The organism is Caballeronia cordobensis (assembly GCF_001544575.2).
Taxonomy (GTDB): Bacteria; Pseudomonadota; Gammaproteobacteria; order Burkholderiales; family Burkholderiaceae; genus Caballeronia; species Caballeronia cordobensis.
This window is the reverse complement of the sequence record NZ_FCNY02000007.1, coordinates 110,579-129,702: the sequence shown is the minus strand read 5'-3', so window position 1 is coordinate 129,702 and position 19,124 is coordinate 110,579. Positions and strand designations below refer to the sequence as shown.

The window sequence follows — 19,124 nt, the reverse complement described above, 5'->3', positions numbered from 1 at the left end:
ATATTGTCAAACTCGCGTTCACATCCGCGCCAATTATCTCCCTAACGAATAAACGGCTTTTATTCGCGTGAGAGATAATCTCAGCGCTGGTTCAATTCGGCCCCAGCTCCCCATCTCTCAGCCGCCAGAGCGACAGCGGATTGTCGTCCGCCAGCGCTTGCGGAAGCAGCGCCGCCGGCAAGTCCTGATAACACACCGGCCGCAGGAACCGCTCGATCGCCATCGCGCCGACCGACGTGGCGCGGCTGTCGGACGTCGCGGGGAACGGTCCGCCATGTACCATCGCGTAAGAAACCTCGACGCCGGTCGGAAAGCCGTTCGCCAGAATCCGCCCCGCCTTGCGTTCGAGCACAGGCAAAAGCCGCCGCGCGAGTTCGATATCCCCCTTCTCCATCAGCAGCGTCGCGGTGAGCTGGCCTTCGAGATGGCGCGCGACCGAGATCATTTCGTCCTCGTCGCGGCAAATGACGATGACCGAGGTCGGCCCGAAAATCTCGCCGGACAACTGCGGCGTCGCCAGAAATTCCTCGGCGTTCACGCGATACAGCACCGGCAGCGCGCCGCTCGCCGCCTTGCCCTTCACGCCGGTCGCGATATTGCGCGCGCCGGACTCGTCGCGTTCCTTGATTCCGCTCGCATACGCGCCCGCGATCTGCGACGTGAGCATCGTCTGCGTGTCCTTCTTCATGATCGCGGTGGCGGCAAGATCGATGAAATCATCGAGATCCGGGCCGTCTAGCGCGATGACCAGGCCCGGATTCGTGCAGAACTGGCCGACACCGAGCGTCACCGAATCGATATAAGCCACCGCGAGCTTGTCGCCGCGCGCTTCGAGCGCGCTCGGCAGGGCGAACACCGGATTGACGCTGCTCATTTCGGCGAAAACGGGAATCGGCGTGGGCCGCTTCGCCGCGATATCCACGAGCGCGAGCCCGCCGCGCCGCGATCCCGTGAAGCCGACCGACTGTATCGCCGGATGCGCGACGAGCGCCTCGCCGATCGCATTGCCCTCGCCGACGACGAGCGAGAACACGCCTTCGGGCAAGCCGCTGTCCGCGACCGCCTTCTGCACCGCGCGCCCGACGAGCTCGGACGTACCCAGATGCGCCGGATGCGATTTCACGACGACCGGGCACCCCGCCGCGAACGCGGACGCGGTATCGCCGCCCGCCACCGAAAACGCCAGCGGAAAGTTGCTCGCGCCGAACACGGCGACCGGCCCGACGGGAATCTTTTGCAAACGCAGATCGGAACGCGGCAGCGGTTTCCTGTCCGGCTGCGCGGAATCCAGCGTGGCCGCGAGCCAGCGGCCCTCGCGCACGAGCGACGCGAACAGGCGCAATTGCCCGACCGTGCGGGCGCGCTCGCCTTCGAGACGCGCCTTCGGCAGCGCGGATTCGGCCATCGCGCGCTCAATCAGCGTGTCGCCGAGCGCGATGATGTTGTCCGCGATCGCTTCCAGGAACTGCGCACGGGTTTCGAGCGGCGCGTGGCGATAGTCGTCGAAGGCGGCCTCGGCGAGTTCGCACGCGCGCGCCACTTCCGCCGCGCCGCCGCCGCCGAACGCGGGCTCGAGATCGATATTGCGCGCGGGGTCGAACGCGCGGAGCGTGGCGTCGGCGCCCCGCACGGCCGATGCGCCGATCAGCATTTCTCCGGTGATCTTCATGTCAGCTCCTCATCTCCGTGGGCGGTGAACGGCGCGCGCGGCGCAGCCGTTCGTCAATCCGAGTGACCCGCGGCCCGCGCAAGCGTTCCGTTTGAACGCGGCGGGCCGCCGTCGAGGGCGGTGAAGCAAATGCGGTGCACGGTCCCTGTCGGTGTGAACCCGCAGGTGTGAACCGCGCCGTGAATTCGGTCGCGCAGCGGGCCGCCCGCGCGACGCCAAAAACTATAGTCGGGGCGCGGCGCTTCGCAAAGGCGACGTCTTCAGGACTTCAGGACTTCGGAACGGCCGTCGCGCTCTTGCGAAACGTGATGTGCGCGATGCGCCGCACCAGCAACGCCGCCACGAGCGCGGCGACGGCCGTCAGCATCACGCCGATGTGGATCGACTGCACGAGCGCGTCGCGGGCCGCGTCGAGCAGCGCGGGGGCGTCGAGACCGGCGGCGGACAATTCGCCGAGCGTGCGGTCGCGCAACGCCTCGTCGACGAGAATGCGCGGGTCCGACAGGCGCGGCAGCCATTGCGCCGCCACCGGCGCGCCGAGCACGCTGACCGTGCGCCCGACGACGCTCGCGTAATGATGCGCGACGATCGTCCCGACGATGCTCGTGCCCATCATCCCGCCGACCATGCGCGTCGATTGCAGCAGCGCCGTCGTGATGCCGAAACGCTCGCGGCCCGCGATCTCCTGCCCGAAAATGTTCATGTTGTTGAGAATGAAGCCGAGGCCGATGCCCGTCGCGGCCATCGGAATCTCGATCCACAGATACGGTGTCGAGGCGCGCGCGAACGCCAGCGCGACCGACGCGAACAGCAGCAGCGTAAAGCCGATCGACAGAATGTTCACCGGCTTCTTCATATGAATCACGATGCGCGTGTTGATGAAACTGCCGAGCGCGATGCACGCGGCGATCGGCGTCGCGAGCAGCCCGGCGTCCTGCGGCGACAGCCCGAAGCCGCCTTGCAGCAGCAGCGGCGCGAAGAAGATCAGCGAGAACATCACGAAGCCCGCGAGGAAGGACAGCGTGAAGAGCGTGTTCATCTGCCCGTCGCGGAAAATGTCGAGCGGAATGATGGGATGCGTCGCGCGCCGCTCGCAGATCAGGAGCGCCGCCGCGCACGCCACCACGCCGATGCCGAGCGCGATATTGGCCGTCGTGAGGCCGTCCTGCGGCAGCGCTTCGATCAGCGCCTGGAAGCCGCCGAGCACGAGCGCGACGAGCGCCGCGCCGGTCCAGTCGATCTTCACGCCGCCCTCGCGCGGCCGGTGCAGATTCGGCAGATGCAGCCAGATGAAGTAAAGCGCCGCCGCGCCGACCGGAAGATTGACGAGAAAAGTCGAGCGCCATCCCCAGTGCTGGCTCATCCAGCCGCCGAGCGACGGCCCCGCCGCCGTGCCGATGCCATACGCCGCCGCCAGCACGACTTGCCAGCGCACGCGCGTGCGCGCATCGGGAAACAGATCGGGGATCGATGCGAACGCGGTGCCGACCATCATGCCGCCGCCCACGCCCTGCAAGCCGCGCGCGAGCACGAGGAACAGCATGCTCGGCGCGAGCCCGCACAGCACCGACGCGACCGTGAACGTGATCACCGCCGCGATCACGAAGCGCTTGCGCCCGAAGTAATCGCCGAGCCGCCCGAACACCGGCACCGTGACGACGGACGCCAGCAGATAAGCGCTCGCGATCCACGCGTAAAACTCGAAGCCATGCAATTCCGCGACGATCGACGGCAGCGCCGTGCTGACCACCGTCTGATCGAGCGCGACGAGCATGTTGACGAGACCGATGCCGAGCATCGCGAAAAGAGCGGTTCTGAACGGTAAGGCGTGCGGCGGCTGAGTCACGGTCGGGCGGGCAGGCTGAAGAAGTGCTAAAAAAGAGTGCGCGCAGACGCTTTTAAGCAAGCGCTGACGTCGAGAACCACGAATTGTACGGCTTGAGTTTGCGCTGGATCGACTTATCGCAAAAAAGCGGCGCAGCCGTGCAACGCGTGCGCCCTATCATGCGAGGGCGTGAAAGACGGCGCACGCCGCCCTTCAACCGATCGCTTCATGGAAGGAAACTTCATGTTCAAACGCATTCTCGTCGCCATCGACGGCAGCCGGACTTCCGAGCGCGCCTTTGCGGCCGCCCTCAATCTCGCCGTCACGCATCAGGCGATCGTGCAGCCGTATTACGTCGTCGAAGCCGGGCCGATGTATCTCGACGTGCCCGGCTACGATCCTTCGACGCTCCAGGCGAGCCTGACGGAGCAAGGCGCGGCGCTCGCGGCCGAAGCCACCGGTCAGATGAAGGCGCGCGGCGTGAGCGGCGAAGTCGTGACCGTCGAGGCGACCGCCAGCGACGACGTCGCGGCGCTCATCATCAAGGCGGCGGACGCCTTCAAGGCCGATCTGCTCATCATGGGCACGCACGGCCGCAAGGGCTTTCAGCGGCTCATTCTGGGCAGCGTGGCCGAGCGCTGTCTGCGTCAGGCGACGCTGCCGGTGCTGTTGATTCCATCGGCCGCGGGGGAGCCATCCGAAAAATCAACCGGCTAAGGTAAAGAAGGTTGATAAATCCCCGGGGTGCGTCAATTTATGACTGAGCCGGGGCGGTGGCCTATGGGACAATCGTTTTGTCATTCATCAACAAACGAAGCCCAGAAAAATGACCGCCACGTCCGACCTTTCCCGCGCGCGACGCAATTCCGCGCACTGCTCGACCTGCGCGATGCGGCATCTGTGCATGCCCGAAGGCCTGTGCCCGAACGACGTCGCCAAGCTGGAGAACATCATCTCCGCCACGCGCAAGGTCAAGCGCGGTGAAGCGCTGTTTCGCGCGGGCGACCGCTTCGACGCCCTGTTCGCCGTGCGCTCCGGATCGATCAAGACCGTCGTCACGCACGATGGCGGGCGCGAGCAGGTCACGGGGCTGCTGCTCGCGGGCGATGCGCTCGGCTTCGAGGGCATCGAGGAAGGCGAGCATATGTGCGACGCCGTCGCGCTGGAAGACAGCTCCGTGTGCGTCGTGCCCTACACACTCTTCGAACGCATGTGCCGCGAAACCGACGCACTGCAAAGACGCCTGCATCGCATGATGAGCCATGCGATGAACCGCGAGGTGAATCATGTCGTGCGGCTCGGTATGCTGCGCGCGGACGAACGCGTCGCGCGGCTGCTGCTGGACCTGTCGTCGCGGCTGTCGCGGCGCGGTTATGCTTCGTCGGAGTTCACCTTGCGCATGACGCGCGACGACATGGGCAGCTATCTCGGCATGACACTCGAAACCGTGAGCCGCACGCTGTCGCGTTTCGACAAGGCGGGGCTCATCGAGGCGCAAGGCAAGTTCATCCGCATCCGCGACTTCGACGCCCTGCGCGCCGTCTGACGGAACGCCACGCGCAATTATTGCGCTTTCGCGAATAATCGCCGCCCATATTTCGGTTGGCACGCGCTTCGCTACGCATTAGTCTCTTGTGTTCGGCCAAAGCTGGCGATATCGCCGGCTCCGGCCGCATGCGAAGCCATTGGCCAGCCACGGAGATTGGGCGACATGAACCGCGAACCTTCCCTGCGTCATCCGCTGCTCGAACGCCTCGCCGAAGCGCGCCGCGTCACCGACGCGCTCTTTGACGTCGTCAAGCGCGAGCATCTTTACGACCGGCCGATTGCCGAGCGTCATCGCATCGTGTTCTATATCGGGCATCTCGAAGCCTTCGACCGCAATCTCTTCGATCAGCGGCTCTTCGACCTGCCGAGCCCGAATCCCGCCTACGACCAGTTGTTCGCCTTCGGCATCGACCCGGTAGACGGCGGATTGCCTACCGACCAGCCTTCCGACTGGCCCTCGCTCGACGAAGTGCGCGCGTACCGCGACACGGTTCGCGCCGATATCGACGCCCATTTCGATCCGATCAAGCTCGCCGCCGCGCCCCTTTCCGCGGACGAGCCGCCCGCCAAGCTGCTCGAAGTCGCGATCGAGCATCGGCTGATGCATGCGGAAACGCTCGCGTACATGCTGCATCAATTGCCGGTCGATAGAAAAATTGCACCATCGAATGCGCTTTCCGGGCGCGCGTCGGATCGCGCATACCGCCCCGAAACGGTGCGCGTGCCGGCGGGCAGCGCCACGCTCGGTCTCAAGCGCGAGAGCGGTTTGTTCGGCTGGGACAACGAATTCGGCGAGGAGCGCATCGACGTGCCCGCCTTCGAGATCGACCGCTATATGGTCACGAACGGCGACTATCTGCGCTTCATCGATGCGGGCGGCTACTGGAACGCCGCCTACTGGGACGACGCGGACTGGTCGTGGAAAGAAGACGAGCGCATCGCGCATCCGGCCTTCTGGATTCCCGTCGACGGCGACGACGGTGAAGGGTCGTGGAAGCTGCGCACGATGTTCGACGAGATCGAACTGCCGCTCGACTGGCCCGTGTATGTGAGCCACGCGGAAGCGAAAGCGTATGCGCGCTGGGCCGGCAAATCGCTGCCGACCGAAGCGCAATGGCAGCGTGCCGCGCTCGGCGTGCCGCACGTCGTGGAAGGCAATTTCGATTTCCGCCGATGGGACCCGTCGCCGGTGCAGGCGCATCCGGACAATCGCAGCGAGTTCGGCGTCGAAGGTCAGTTCGGCAACGGCTGGGAATGGACCTCGACGGAATTCGGCCCGCTCAATGGCTTCGAGCCGTTTCCGTTTTATCTCGGTTATTCCGCGAATTTCTTCGACGGCAAGCACTTCGTGATCAAGGGCGGCTCGCCGCGCACCGCGGCCTGCATGTTGCGGCCGAGTTTCCGCAACTGGTTCCAGGCGCATTATCAATACGTGTACGCGGGGTTCCGGTGCGTGAGCGGCTGACGACCCCGCGCAAGCCACTTTCGCCTGCCCCATCGATATGAATTTCAGGTCCTTGCAGTGCTTCATCATTCTTGCCGAGGAACTGAACTTCAGCCGCGCGGCCGAGCGCCTGCATATCGCGCAACCCGCGTTGAGTCAGCAAATCCGGCTGCTGGAAGAGCGGCTCGGCACGCAGCTCGTCGATCGCGCGAGGCGGCCGCTGCGGCTCACCGAAGCGGGCCATTATCTCTGCACCGAAGCGCGCCAGATTCTCGGTTCCTGGGAACAGGCGAGTCTCGGCGCGCAGGAAATCGGCATCGGGCGGCGCGGCTGGCTGTCGATCGGCTTCACACGATCCGCGATGTACAGCATTCTGCCGCCCGCGCTGAAGGCCTTCCATCACGCGTATCCGCAAGTCGAACTCAAGCTCTTCGAAATGCTGACCGAAGAGCAGACCGACGCGCTGCGCGACTTGCGCATTCACGTCGGCATCGGACGGCAGCCGCTCGAGATCAACGGATGCACGTCGTATCCGCTCCTGCGTGAGCATGTGGTGGCGGTGCTTGCGCCGGACCATCCGCTGGCGGCGAAGAAAAAAGTGCGCATCGCCGATCTCGCGGACACGCCGCTCATCCTCTATCCGAAGCATCACAACGCGCAGTTCAAGCGCACCGTGCAGTCCTTGTATCGCGATGCGGGCGTGACGCCGTTCGTCGCGCATCAGGCCTACGAGATACAGACCGCGATCGCGCTCGTCGCGGCGGGGCTCGGCGTGACGTTCGTCGGCGAGTCGGTGGCGCGGCATGGACGCACGGACGTCGTGTTCCGTCATCTCGCGGGGCCGGGCGGAACGCTCTGGTCGACGCTCGCCGCGACCTTCCGAACCGACGACGATTCGGCGCACCTGCGCGCGTTTCTCGGCTGCCTGCCCGCGCCGCTCGGCGACGCCGCACTATAAGCGAAGTTATATAGAAGAATAAGGAACGCGTCTTGGACGCGGACCTCCGCGCTTTCTATCATCGGTTTTCGTGCTCGGACCGCCTCGCCATGCGAGCCCGTTTCGAGCCGGCACGCGGCGCAAGCCGTGTGTAAGGCAGGGCCGCAGAGCCCTCGCGATCCGACGAAAAGAACGTGGAGACGGCATGACCCCATTCAACGAAGCGGCGACCATGCGAAAGGTGTACGGGCGGCTCATGCCGCTGCTTTTCGCGATGATGTTCTTCAACTACCTCGACCGCATCAACATCGGCTTCGCAGCGCTCGACATGAACCGCGCGCTCGGCTTTTCGCCCGCCGTGTTTGGATTCGCGGGCAGCATCTTCTTCGTCGGCTACATGGTGCTCGAAGTGCCGAGCAATCTGCTGCTGCATCGCGTGGGCGCACGCCGTTGGATCGCGCGCATCCTGCTCACGTGGGGCGCGGTGGCGGCGGCCACGGCATTCGTCTTCGACGACAAGAGCTTTTACGCGCTGCGCTTTCTGCTCGGCGTGATGGAAGCGGGCTTCCTGCCGGGCGTCGCGGTGTATCTGACGAAGTGGTTTCCGGAGCGCTACCGAGCGCGGGCCGTGGGCGGCTACATCATCGCGGGATCGTTTTCGGCGGTGCTCGGCGGCCCGATCTCGACCGCGCTGATGACCTATGCCAACGGCATGCTCGGCCTGCAGGGATGGCAATGGATGTTCATCCTCGAAGGCATTCCGGCGATGCTGCTGGGCCTCTTCACCCTGCGCATCATGACCGAGCGCCCCGCCGACGCCGACTGGCTCGCCGACGACGAAAAGCAATGGCTCGAAACGACGCTCGCGGCCGAGCGCGAAGCCATCGGCGGTCACACGCATTTTCCGCTCTTGCGCGTGGCGGGCGATATTCGCGTATGGAGCCTCGCGTGTCTGTTCGGCTGTGCGCTGGTCGGCATCTACGGGCTCTTTCTCTGGCTGCCGCAGATCGTCAAAAGCCTCGGACACCTGAGCAATATCGAAGTCGGTTTCCTTTCGGCCGCGCCGCCGCTTCTGGGCGTGCTCGGCACGTTCATCATCAGCCGCAGTTCGGATCGCACCGGCGACCGCAAGAAGCATCTCGCGTTCGTCTACGGCATGAGCGCCATCGCGATTGCAGGCAGCGCCTACGCGCCGAACCCGGTCATCGCTTACGCGCTTCTCTGCGCGACCGGCCTCTTCATTTACGCGGGCAACCCGCTCTTCTGGAGTCTCGCCTCGTCGTTCAGAACCGGCGCGGCGGGCGCGGCGACCATCGCGCTCATCAATACCATCGCGCAGTTCGGCGGGCTGGTCGGACCGTGGAGCATCGGCCTCGTGCGCAACGCGACGGGCAATTTCAAGCTCGCACTCTTGACGATCGCGGCCTTCCTCGTCGTCGCGACCGTGATCGCGCTCGTGATGCGCGTGAAACCCGCCGACGACGAAGACACCTCGCTGCCCGCATCCGATTCGCGCTCACAACGTCAGGAAAATCACGCATGATCATCGACTGTCACGGTCATTACACGACCTCGCCGCCTCAACACGAAGCGTGGCGCGCGAAGCAGATCGCCGCGCTGAAGGACGGCGCTTCGCCCCCGCCGCGCCCCGCCATTGCCGACGATGAAATCCGCGAGAGCATCGAGCATGGCCAGTTGCGCATCCAGCGCGAGCGCGGAACCGACCTCACGATCTTTTCGCCGCGCGCCGCCGGCATGGGCCATCATCTCGCGACGGCGCAAGCCAACGCGGTCTGGTCGGAAGCATGCAACGACCTCGTGCATCGCGTGGTCGACATGTTTCCGCGCAATTTCATCGGCGTGTGCCAGTTGCCGCAAGCGCCGGGCGTGCTGCCTGCCAACTGCATCGCGGAGTTGCGTCGCTGTGTGAACGAGCTTGGGTTCATCGGCTGCAATCTGAATCCCGATCCGTCGGGCGGCCACTGGTCCGGGCTGCCGCTCACGGACCGCGCGTGGTATCCGCTCTACGAGGCGATGGTCGAGCTCGACGTACCCGCGATGATCCACGTGTCGTCGTCGTGCAACCCGAACTTCCATGCGACCGGCGCGCATTACATCAATGGCGATACGTCCGCGTTCATGCAGTTGTTGCAGGGCGATCTGTTCGCCGATTTCCCGACGCTCAAGTTCATCATTCCGCACGGCGGCGGCGCGGTGCCGTATCACTGGGGGCGTTATCGCGGACTCGCGCAGGACATGAAGCGGCCGCTGCTCACCGAATATCTGCTGAACAACGTCTTCTTCGACACCTGCGTCTATCACCAGCCGGGCGCGGAACTGCTCGCGAAAGTGATTCCGGCGAAGAACATCCTGTTCGCCTCGGAGACGATCGGCGCGGTGCAGGGCATCGATCCGGAAACCGGCCACTATTTCGACGACACGCGCCGCTATATCGACGCGATCGACTGGCTGAGCGATGCGGACCGCCAGCTCATTTTCGAAGGCAACGCGCGCGCGGTGTACAAACGCCTTCCCGCGCAACTCGAACGACAACAACGATCGACCGAAGGAGCGACGACATGAATCACATCGGATGGCGCGAGTATGACTCCGCGACGCAGGCGAACCCGGCGACGCTCGCCGTGCTGCGCGAACTCGCGGTCTCGCTCCTGAGCGACAACATGGCCCGCGTGAGCGGCACGAGCGGCCTGCGCCCGTTTCATCGGCCGAAGCCGATGGCCGGCACCGCGGTCACGGTACGCACGCGCGGCGGCGACAATCTCGCGATTCATCGCGCGTTCGACTACTGCCGTCCGGGCGACGTGCTCGTGATCGACGGCGCGGGCGAGCTCACGCAGGCGCTGATGGGCGACATCATGGCGAGCTACGCGGAAAGCCTCGGCGTGCAGGGTCTCGTGATCGACGGCGCGATCCGCGATGTCGGCGCGCTCGGCCAGCGCGATTTTCCGGTGTACGCGCGCGGCGTGACGCATCGCGGGCCGTACAAGAACGGGCCGGGCGAGATCAACGTGCCCGTGACGGTCGGCGGGATGGTGGTGCATCCGGGCGATATCGTCGTCGGCGACGAGGACGGCGTGCTCGCCATTTCGCCCGCCGATGTCGAAGCGGTGATCGAGGGCGCGCGCAAGCAGGCGGCCAAGGAAGCGGCGGCGCTCAAGTCGATCGCGGAAGGACGCTTCGACCGCGCGTGGGTCGCCGTGCAGCACGACCGCATGATGAACGGCTGACCCCTTGCCGAGCCGTGGCGAACGCGCGCATGATGGCGCGTTCGCTTCCCTGCCCCATCGCCATGCCCGACTATCTGACCGCAGCAACACTGCTGGACCTCGCGCGACGCGCCGACGCTCGCGCGCCCGGTCCATGCGCGTGCACCAAAACGCCGCTCGACGGCTGGCAGTCGCAGCCGCTTTCGCTCGACGAATCGCAACTCCGCGAAATCGGCACGCTGCTCTCTGAACACGATCCCGAACCGACCTTCGCCGAATACCTGCCTGGCAAAATCGATTACTGGTCGGCCGATGCGCCCATCGCGCCGCGCTATTTTCCGTACAACCGCTGCGGCGTGTGGGAATGCACGTCTTGCGGGCGGCTTTATCTGCGCTACACGGAAGGCGGCGGCTATTTCGTCGATCGGAGAATCCGCGCGCTGCGTCTTGCCTTGATCGAAGACGTGCCGTTGTGAGCGGCACGCGCATCGATTAGCGGATAAGCCTGTTAGAAGACTTACGCGCCAGTGACCGATTTCACTTCCTTCCTGAGCGCATCGACGATCTGCTTCAACGCCTGCTTCTGCTCGTCGTCGAGCGGCTGCAACGGCGTGCGCAATCCGCCGGTGCGCAGTCCGGCGAACTCGCATCCCTGCTTGATCGACTGAACGAACTTGCCTGCGTCTTCGAGGAAATCCATCAGCGGCATCATCGCGGACATGATCCGGCGGCCCTTGTCGAAATCCTTCTCGACCACGCACGCCTCGTACAGCGCGATATGTTCTTCCGGCAGGAAGTTCGATCCCGCGCACACCCAGCTTCGCGCGCCCCACGCAAAGAATTCGAGCGCCTGATCGTCCCAGCCGCAAGAGAGATTGATGCTGGGAAAGTGTCGCGCGAGCATGTGCAACTGGCCCGTGCTGCCCGAGCTCTCCTTGATCGCGATGAAGTTCTTCGATTTCGCCACGACCGCTTCGAAGAACTTGCGTCCCATCAGCGCATTCGTGCGTCCGGGATAGTTGTAGAGCATCGCGGGCAGACCGGCGGCCTGATCGACCGCGAGCGCATGAATGGCATTCTCTTCCTCGGTCGGCAACGCATACGGAGGCGAGCTAACGAGGATCGCATCCGCGCCGATCGACTTCGCCGCCTTGGCATACTCGACCGAATCTTCAGTGCGAATCGCGCCCGTTCCAACGATGAGCGGCACGCGCGTACCGATGATCTCCTTGGCGAGCGCTGCAAGCTCGAAGCGCTCCTGCGGCGTATGCGAATAGTATTCGCCCGTGGACCCGCCAATGATGATGCCATGCACCTTCGAAGCAATCAGGTGCTCGATGACGTCGGCGAACCCTTGTTTGTCGATGCTTCCATCGCTCGACAAGGGGGTGATCGCGGGGGTGTAAATGCCTTCGAATTTCATGGTCCAGCCTCAGCTAAGAAAAGGTACGGGTAATGGATTGCTTCGCTACGGATGACTGAGTGTCGTTGCGGCTCGCTCAACTCTCGAGACCGGCCATTTGCTGCCCCCACCATAAGGTTGCGTTCACGCCCAGCGAGAGGAACGGTTCGGGCGGAGCCGTTTTCGGTCCCGGCGACTTCAAGAGATGCTCCACGAGCCTGTTGCTCTTGCCGGCGATCCAGTCGGCTAGCAGCGTGCCCGTCACCGTCCCGCGCGTGATGCCCAGACCGTTGCAGCACAGCGCACCATAGACGTTCGGTCCCAACTGGCCGAAGAACCCTTCGTGGTTCTGCGAGAGCGCCAGCGAGCCGCTCCACGTGTAATCGAAGCCGACATCGGGCAGCATGGGAAACCGTCGCTGAAACGACAGCTTATGCCTTTTCGCCATGCGCGCCAGATACTGCGGTTTCGGCCGTCCATCGGGATTGAAGCTGAAGCTGTTGCGAATCAGGATCCGGTTGTCAGGCGTGCGTCGCACCGTGCTGCCGAACGGGTCCGCCGGAATGACGCCCCAGAACGGCTTGCCGCCCAGCGCCTCCTGCTCTTGCGGCGTCAACGGTCTGCTCAGGCTCGCATACAGGAAAACGGGCAGCATGGAGCGTTTGAGAAAACCGAACCTCATGCCGAAGGCGTTGTTGGCGAGAATGAGCTTGTCGGTCACGATCTGCCCTTGCGCATGGCCCAGCACGACCTTCTTGCCATACTCCACCTCGGTGATCGGCGTGCGCTCGTATAGCGTCACGTTGGGCGGCAGGCTGTCGGCAAGACCTTTGACGAGCGCGGATGGCTGCACGAGAATCGTGCCGGGCGTATAGAGCGCGCGCTTGTAGAAGTGCGTCCCGATATGCGCGGGCAAGTCGCTCCCCTCGATCATTTCGTATTGCTGACCAAGCTTGTCGAGGCCGCGCCGATACGCATCGAGCACTTCGACGCCGCGGCTTTCCACGGCGGCCTGATACTTGCCGGACGCGTGCATCGCACAGTCGATCCCATGCTTCTCGACGATATCGCGAAGAATCGACTGCCCGAGCAGATTCAACTGCAAGGTCGCTTTCGCCGTCTCGATGTCGCCGATATAGTCGTCGGCCCCGATATCGTGCGGCAGATCGATGGCGAAGCCTGCGTTGCGCCCGGCCGTGCCAAAGCCCACTTCCTGCGCTTCGACGAGCACGATCTCCTCGTCCGGGAAATTCAGCGCAAGCTGCCGCGCGGCGGCGAGACCGGTGTATCCCGCGCCCACGACCGTCCAGCGCGCATCCTTCTTTCCTGTGTGCGGCGGCCTGGGCGTGCGGGGGCCGCTAAGGTGATACCAGCCACACGCGGAATCATCCGCAGGCGTTGAAGTGACCTTTTGCATTGTCGATTCCAGCTTCTAATCTTTTTAGGCATCTCCCACGGCGCACCTTGTCTCCAGAATCGGCGCGTCGCAGGCTTCTGATACGTATCTTGGGTACAACGATATCCAATCGAAATCTACGCCACCACCGATATTTTCTTGGGTCGTAGCACTACTTTTCGTTATGCAAGCGATGACGACGCAGGCACGCGTCAATGGCCGAAGCCCGCTGCCGTCTCCGAGAGACTCTTGCCTTTGGTCTCGGGCGCAAGCCATTGCGACAATGCCGCGCCCAGACCGGCGATGCCGGCCGCGATCAGCATGGTCCCCGAAGCGCCGATATGGATCATCGACCAGGGCAGCAGGAACGTGCCGAGACCCGCTCCGACCCGGCTCACGGCGGCCGCGAAGCCCGTCCCGATGCAGCGCACCTCGGTCGGGAAGACCTCGCCGGGATAGATGCCCGTCAGCGTGTTGTACCCTGCGTTGAAGAACGAGAAGACGAGGAACAGCGCCAGCACGGCGACCGGCGGCGCGCCCGTCCATAAGCCGATGATTGCGAGCACCACGGTGCACAACCATTGCGGCGGGACCGTCAGCGTGCGGCGGCCGAGCTTTTCGATCAGGAGGACCGTTACCACGACACCGGCGAGCGCGACCGCGGACAGGCCGATACCGCCCGCAAGCCCGCCGCCGAGACCGTACTTCTGGAGCACGCTATCCGCGAACGTGCCGATCGCGAAGTACGGCGTCACGGCGCAGAACCAGAACATCGACATGAACAGCGTGGCGCGCCAATGCTTCGGCGAGAAGAGCATACCGATCCGCGCGCCGTCCACGCTTGCGCATTCGCGCTCGACGTCCGCCGCGTCGGCGGGACTCTCCATGTAGCGCCGGGCAATCGCGCGCGCCTCGCGCTGGCGTTTCTGGTTCCACAGCCACCGCGGCGACTCCGGCAGACCGAAGCGCGCGAGAAACAGGATCGCCGCGATGAATGAACTCGTCCCCAGGATGAAGCGCCAGCCGAGGTGAGTCGATTCATTAAGCGCGTATCCGACAGCGAAGGCGACCATGAATCCCGTGTACCACGCGACCTGGGTCAGGCCCATGAGCCGTCCTCGCAGCCGGGAAGGCGCGAACTCCGACATGAGCGGCCAGCCGACGGAGTATTCCGCGCCGATCGCGACGCCCATCATCAGCCGCACGAAGAACAGTTCCAATGGCGAGTTGACGAAGAACTGCATGACGGAAGAAATCAGGAACAGCCCCATATCCGCCATGAAAAGCGGTTTGCGGCCGTACTTGTCGGCGGCCCAGCCGCCCAGCGGCGAGCCGAACAGAATGCCGAACAATGCGCCGGCGGCAATCAGGCCTTCCCAGAACGTCGAGATGCCGAGCTCGGCGGTCAGCCTCGCGCTCACCGGGCCGACGATGCCGAGGATATAACCGTCGAGAAACATGCCGCCCGTCAGGACGAAAATCATCCTCATCATGAAACGTCGTTTGAACGCGGCCGAAGTCTCCGTTTCGGGCATTTCGCCGAATGCGCTCAAACTCTTGTTCTGCAATGACATAACAGCTCCTCCAGTTTCCGGCTTGTGCGCTCGCTCTTTTTATTCTGTTTCGCACAAGCGCGTTTCAGACCCAACGAATGCGCTGTTTTTATTTCGACATCCGAATTATTATGGGCTTTGAAAAAGATGAGACACGCAAATGAGCGGACGGGACGCTTTCGTCCCGTCACGCTATTTGCAGTCAGACAGGCATGAGTCGGCTAGAACGCCGCCCGCACTCAGATCTCGTCCGTCTCGTCGTCGGTGAGATCGAGCCAGAGGGTCTTGAGCTGCGTGTACTGATCGTGTGCATGCAGCGAGTTGTCGCGCCCGCCGAAGCCCGATTGCTTATAGCCACCGAACGGCGTGGTGATATCGCCCTCGCCGAACGAATTCACCGTCACGGTGCCCGCCCGAATCGCACGCGCGGCGCGCAACGCCCGCTTGCCATCGCCGATGAAAACGGACGCGCACAGGCCGTATTCGGTGTCGTTCGCGATCTCAATCGCGTCCTTGAGGCTGTCCACCGTGATCACCGCGAGAATCGGCCCGAAAATTTCTTCGCGCGCATGCTTCGCGTCGTTGCTTTCGACATCGATGATCGTCGGATGGACATAGCGCCCCATGCTCGTCTCGCCGCCGAACAGCACGTTGATATCGCCCGACAGATACGACTGGACCTTCTCGAAATGCTGCTTCGAAACCAGCGGCCCGACGCGGTTGGCGGGATCGAGCGGGTCGCCCACGCGCCATTCGGCGGCCAGTTTCACGACGCGTTCGAGCAGCGCCGCCTTGATGTCGCGATGCACGATCAGCCGCGCGATCGCCGAGCAGTTCTCGCCCATGTTCCAGAGCGCGCCGTTGACGATGTGCGCCGCCACGGCGTCGAGGTTCGCTGCGTCGGGCATCACGACGCACGGATTCTTCCCGCCCATCTCCAGCACGACTTCCTTGAGATTGCTTTCCGACGAGTAGGTCAGGAAGCGGCGGCCCGTGGCCGTCGAGCCGGTGAACGACACCATGTCGATATCCGGATGGCGGCCGATCGGCTCGCCCACCGAACGGCCGCTGCCGGTCACGACATTGAACACGCCAGCGGGAATGCCCGCCTCCAGCGCGAGTTCGGCGACGCGCATCGTGGTCAGCGAGGTTTCGACGGCCGGCTTCACGACGAGCGAGCAGCCCGCGGCAAGCGACGGACCGATCTTCCACGCCAGCATCAAGAGCGGAAAGTTCCACGGCAGAACCAGACCGACGACGCCGACCGGTTCACGCACGATCATCGAGATGTGATTGTCCGATGCGGGGGACACCTGATCGTAAATCTTGTCGATCGCCTCGGCGTGCCAGCGCAGCACATTGACGGTCTCGGGGACATCGACGGTCTGACAGTCGAAAATGGTCTTGCCGGCATCGAGACTTTCCATCACCGCGAGTTCGAGCGCGTTCTTTTCGATCAGATCGGCGAGACGGAGAATGGCGTGCTTGCGCTCGGCGGGATGCAGCTTCGACCAGCGGCCGTCGTTGAACGCCGTGCGCGCGCTTGCGACCGCCGCGTCGACATCGGCCTTCGAGCAGGCGGGCACGTCCGCGAGGCGTTCGCCCGTCGCCGGATTGGTGCTCGTGAACGTCTCGCCGGACAACGCTTTGCAGAGCTTGCCGTCGATGATCGCGGAACTCGGCAAGGTCAGGTCGTGAGCGATTCGGTGATATTCACTCGCGGAAAGAAAGTCGGTCATTCGTGTCTCCGTTGATATCAGTTTTCGAGAACCGGCCGCACTGCATGGCCATTCCCGATGTCGGAAACACAATATCGAACTGCCGACGCGCTCACCAACGATATTTTCTGGGAAGAAACCGGTACTTTTGGTTATGGGCGCGCTCAGTTCGACCGCTTGAGCCGCATCGCGACTGAAAAGCGTTCGGCGGGATGAATGCTCACGGACGTCTCGAAACTCTCGCCCGCCGGATCCAGATAGCGCCGCACGATTTCGAGCGCCGCCGTGCCCGGTTCCACGCGCAGCCGCTTCGCCATTTCGTCCGGCACCAGCACCGCCCGAATCGCCTGCTGAATCTCCGCGATGCCGTGCCCGTAGCGTTCCTCGATCATCGCGCTGATCAATGTGTCGGGCTGCTCGCGCGCGCGCTCGGCCACGTCGGCATAGTCGGGCGCGATATACACGTCCGTCCAGCCGACCGGCGCACTGCCCTTTCCTCCTTCGATGCGCAAGCTCGATATGCGCAGAAACCGCGTGCCTTCGTCGCATTGCAGTGTCCGGGCGAGATCGCGATCCGCGGCGATCACCTCCGTCGATTGCACGAGCCGCAAATGCTCGGAACCGAATTGCGCGAGATCGTCGACGGAAGCGAGCGTCGGCCGGAACTCGCTTCGCGGGCGCGACGACTCGACGCGCGTTCCGGCGTTTTTCCGTCGCGAAACCAGACCGAGTTGCTGGAGTTCATGCAGCGCCGCGCGCACCGTATGGCGGCTCGTGCGGTAGTGATCCCGCAATTCGAGTTCGGTCGGCAGCACCGTGCCGACGGGATAGCGCCCCGAAGCGATCGCCTCGGTCAGTTCGCGCGCGATGTCTGCGAAATGGGGTCGGTTGGTCATCGTGTCCCTGAGTCTGTCTTTTCTGCTTGCTAGGGTAAATCATAGCTTGCCCGTACATGTCCGGACATATTATTCTGCATATGTCCGGACTTATTCCGATCTTCGAGGTTGCAATGACACACTCTCCCGTTCCGATGGCCAGCACCGTGGTCGACTCCATCCTGTTTCGCGACGCCTTCGGAACCGCGAAGATGCGCGCGCTGTTTTCCGATCATGCGCTGATCCAGCGCTATATCGACGTCGAAGTGGCGCTGGCCAAGGCCGAAGCGCGCACCGGCGTGATTCCCGCCGAAGCCGCCGACGTGATCGCGCGCGAGTCGACCATTCAGCGCATCGATTTCGATCACATGCGCGAAGAGACCGATATCGTCGGCTATCCGATCCTGCCGCTCGTGCATCAACTGGTCGAGATGTGCGGCGACGCGGGCCGCTACGTCCATTGGGGGGCGACTACGCAGGACATCATGGACACGGCGGTCGCGCTGCAAGTGCGCGACGCGCTCGACTCGATCGACGGCGATATCCGCGAACTGCGCGCGATTCTCGCGGATCTGGCGAAGAAGCATCGCGACACGCCGATGGCGGGCCGCACGCACCTGCAGCAGGCCTTGCCGGTGACGTTCGGCTACAAGGTCGCGATCTGGCTCGCGATGTTCGATCGCCATCAGGAACGCCTGGCGCAGATGCGCGAACGCGTCGCCGTCGTCGAATTCGCGGGCGCGGCGGGCACGCTTGCATCGCTCGGCGACAAGGGCTTCGAAGTACAAAAAGCGCTCGCCGAAGAACTGAAACTCGGCGTGCCCGCCACGACCTGGCACGTCGCGCGCGACGGCTTCGCCGAGGCCGTCAACCTGCTCGCGCTGGTGACAGGATCGCTCGGCAAGATCGCGCTCGACATCATGATCATGGCGTCCACTGAATTCGCGGAAGTCTACGAGCCGTTCGTAAAGGGACGAGGCGCGAGCAGCACCATGCCGCAAAAGCGCAATCCCATTTCCAGCGAACTCATGCTTGCCGCGGCCAAGGCCGTGCGCCAGCACGCGGGCCTGATGGTCGATGCGATGGTGCAGGACTTCGAGCGCGCCACCGGCCCGTGGCACGCGGAGTGGATCGCGATTCCCGAAAGCTTCATCCTCACGGCGGGCGCGCTGCATCAGGCGAAGTTCGCGCTCGGCGGCCTGATCGTCGATGAAGCGCGCATGAAGCACAACCTCGGCATCAGCAAGGGCTTGATCGTCGCGGAAGCGGTGATGATGGGCATGGCGCCGCACATCGGACGTCAGCAGGCGCATGACGTCGTGTACGACGCGTGCCGCACGGTGAACGAGCATGGCGGCACGCTGGCAGAAGCGCTCGCCGCCCTGCCCGAAGTCACGCGGCACTTCGACCGCGCCGCCATCGACCGCATGACCGATCCCGCGAACTATCTCGGTCTCGCGCCGCAGATGGTGGACCGCGCCATCGCGCTGTCGAGCGAAATCTGAACGTGACGAATCATGGAGGAGCAGG

At 64.0% G+C, this 19,124-nt stretch carries 16 protein-coding genes; 9 read left to right on the top strand and 7 right to left on the bottom strand.

Annotated features, from left to right (window positions below; genetic code table 11):
* Positions 1-91: 91 nt before the first annotated feature.
* Together AWB70_RS15090 and AWB70_RS15085 are read right to left on the bottom strand one after the other, a co-directional pair.
* The gene (locus tag AWB70_RS15090; protein WP_053569049.1) at positions 92-1,669 is read right to left on the bottom strand and encodes an aldehyde dehydrogenase (NADP(+)); all 1,578 of its coding nucleotides are present in this window, start codon (positions 1,667-1,669) and stop codon (positions 92-94) included.
* Between the two features lie 268 nt (positions 1,670-1,937).
* Positions 1,938-3,467, bottom strand: coding sequence for an MFS transporter (locus AWB70_RS15085; protein ID WP_045453414.1), 1,530 nt, complete (start codon positions 3,465-3,467; stop codon positions 1,938-1,940).
* A gap of 270 nt (positions 3,468-3,737) precedes the next feature.
* Between AWB70_RS15085 and AWB70_RS15080 the strand changes: the two genes are divergently transcribed.
* From AWB70_RS15080 to AWB70_RS15045, 8 genes are all read left to right on the top strand, one after another.
* A complete protein-coding gene (locus AWB70_RS15080) occupies positions 3,738-4,211 on the top strand; it encodes a universal stress protein (RefSeq protein WP_053569048.1) in 474 nt (157 codons plus the stop codon).
* A gap of 109 nt (positions 4,212-4,320) precedes the next feature.
* Entirely contained in the window at positions 4,321-5,040 is a 720-nt protein-coding gene (locus tag AWB70_RS15075) for a helix-turn-helix domain-containing protein (protein ID WP_045453411.1), read from the top strand.
* Positions 5,041-5,205: 165 nt separating this feature from the next.
* Positions 5,206-6,507, top strand: coding sequence for an SUMF1/EgtB/PvdO family nonheme iron enzyme (locus AWB70_RS15070; RefSeq protein WP_053569047.1), 1,302 nt, complete (start codon positions 5,206-5,208; stop codon positions 6,505-6,507).
* A gap of 37 nt (positions 6,508-6,544) precedes the next feature.
* Complete coding sequence (locus AWB70_RS15065) at positions 6,545-7,444, top strand: LysR family transcriptional regulator (protein WP_014250502.1); 900 nt, start codon at positions 6,545-6,547, stop codon at positions 7,442-7,444.
* Positions 7,445-7,628: 184 nt separating this feature from the next.
* Complete coding sequence (locus AWB70_RS15060; protein WP_014250501.1) at positions 7,629-8,966, top strand: MFS transporter; 1,338 nt, start codon at positions 7,629-7,631, stop codon at positions 8,964-8,966.
* Positions 8,963-10,006 carry an amidohydrolase family protein gene (locus tag AWB70_RS15055; RefSeq protein WP_053569046.1) on the top strand — a complete coding sequence of 348 codons (1,044 nt, stop codon included), beginning with the start codon at positions 8,963-8,965 and terminating at the stop codon, positions 10,004-10,006. The genes AWB70_RS15060 and AWB70_RS15055 overlap by 4 nt, the downstream gene beginning before the upstream one ends.
* Positions 10,003-10,671 carry an RraA family protein gene (locus AWB70_RS15050; RefSeq protein ID WP_045453403.1) on the top strand — a complete coding sequence of 223 codons (669 nt, stop codon included), beginning with the start codon at positions 10,003-10,005 and terminating at the stop codon, positions 10,669-10,671. Before AWB70_RS15055 ends, AWB70_RS15050 begins: the two co-directional genes overlap by 4 nt.
* A gap of 62 nt (positions 10,672-10,733) precedes the next feature.
* Positions 10,734-11,126: a hypothetical protein gene (locus AWB70_RS15045; RefSeq protein ID WP_053569263.1), complete on the top strand. Its 393-nt coding sequence runs from the start codon at positions 10,734-10,736 to the stop codon at positions 11,124-11,126.
* A 41-nt stretch (positions 11,127-11,167) separates the two neighbouring features.
* Here AWB70_RS15045 and AWB70_RS15040 read toward each other — a convergent pair whose 3' ends face one another.
* The 5 genes from AWB70_RS15040 to AWB70_RS15020 all read right to left on the bottom strand — a co-directional run bounded on the left by AWB70_RS15040 (position 11,168) and on the right by AWB70_RS15020 (position 17,615).
* The gene (locus AWB70_RS15040; protein ID WP_053569045.1) at positions 11,168-12,073 is read right to left on the bottom strand and encodes a dihydrodipicolinate synthase family protein; all 906 of its coding nucleotides are present in this window, start codon (positions 12,071-12,073) and stop codon (positions 11,168-11,170) included.
* Positions 12,074-12,149: 76 nt separating this feature from the next.
* Positions 12,150-13,469: an NAD(P)/FAD-dependent oxidoreductase gene (locus tag AWB70_RS15035; protein ID WP_053569044.1), complete on the bottom strand. Its 1,320-nt coding sequence runs from the start codon at positions 13,467-13,469 to the stop codon at positions 12,150-12,152.
* A 191-nt stretch (positions 13,470-13,660) separates the two neighbouring features.
* The gene (locus AWB70_RS15030) at positions 13,661-14,941 is read right to left on the bottom strand and encodes an MFS transporter (RefSeq protein ID WP_235024256.1); all 1,281 of its coding nucleotides are present in this window, start codon (positions 14,939-14,941) and stop codon (positions 13,661-13,663) included.
* Between the two features lie 299 nt (positions 14,942-15,240).
* Positions 15,241-16,740: an aldehyde dehydrogenase gene (locus AWB70_RS15025; protein WP_053569042.1), complete on the bottom strand. Its 1,500-nt coding sequence runs from the start codon at positions 16,738-16,740 to the stop codon at positions 15,241-15,243.
* 143 nt (positions 16,741-16,883) lie between these two features.
* Positions 16,884-17,615: a GntR family transcriptional regulator gene (locus tag AWB70_RS15020; RefSeq protein ID WP_053569041.1), complete on the bottom strand. Its 732-nt coding sequence runs from the start codon at positions 17,613-17,615 to the stop codon at positions 16,884-16,886.
* A gap of 113 nt (positions 17,616-17,728) precedes the next feature.
* On the opposite strand from AWB70_RS15020, the gene pcaB reads away from it, so the two are divergent.
* Positions 17,729-19,099, top strand: a complete 1,371-nt coding sequence (gene pcaB, locus AWB70_RS15015) for a 3-carboxy-cis,cis-muconate cycloisomerase (RefSeq protein ID WP_014250492.1) — start codon at positions 17,729-17,731, stop codon at positions 19,097-19,099.
* Positions 19,100-19,124: the final 25 nt, after the last annotated feature.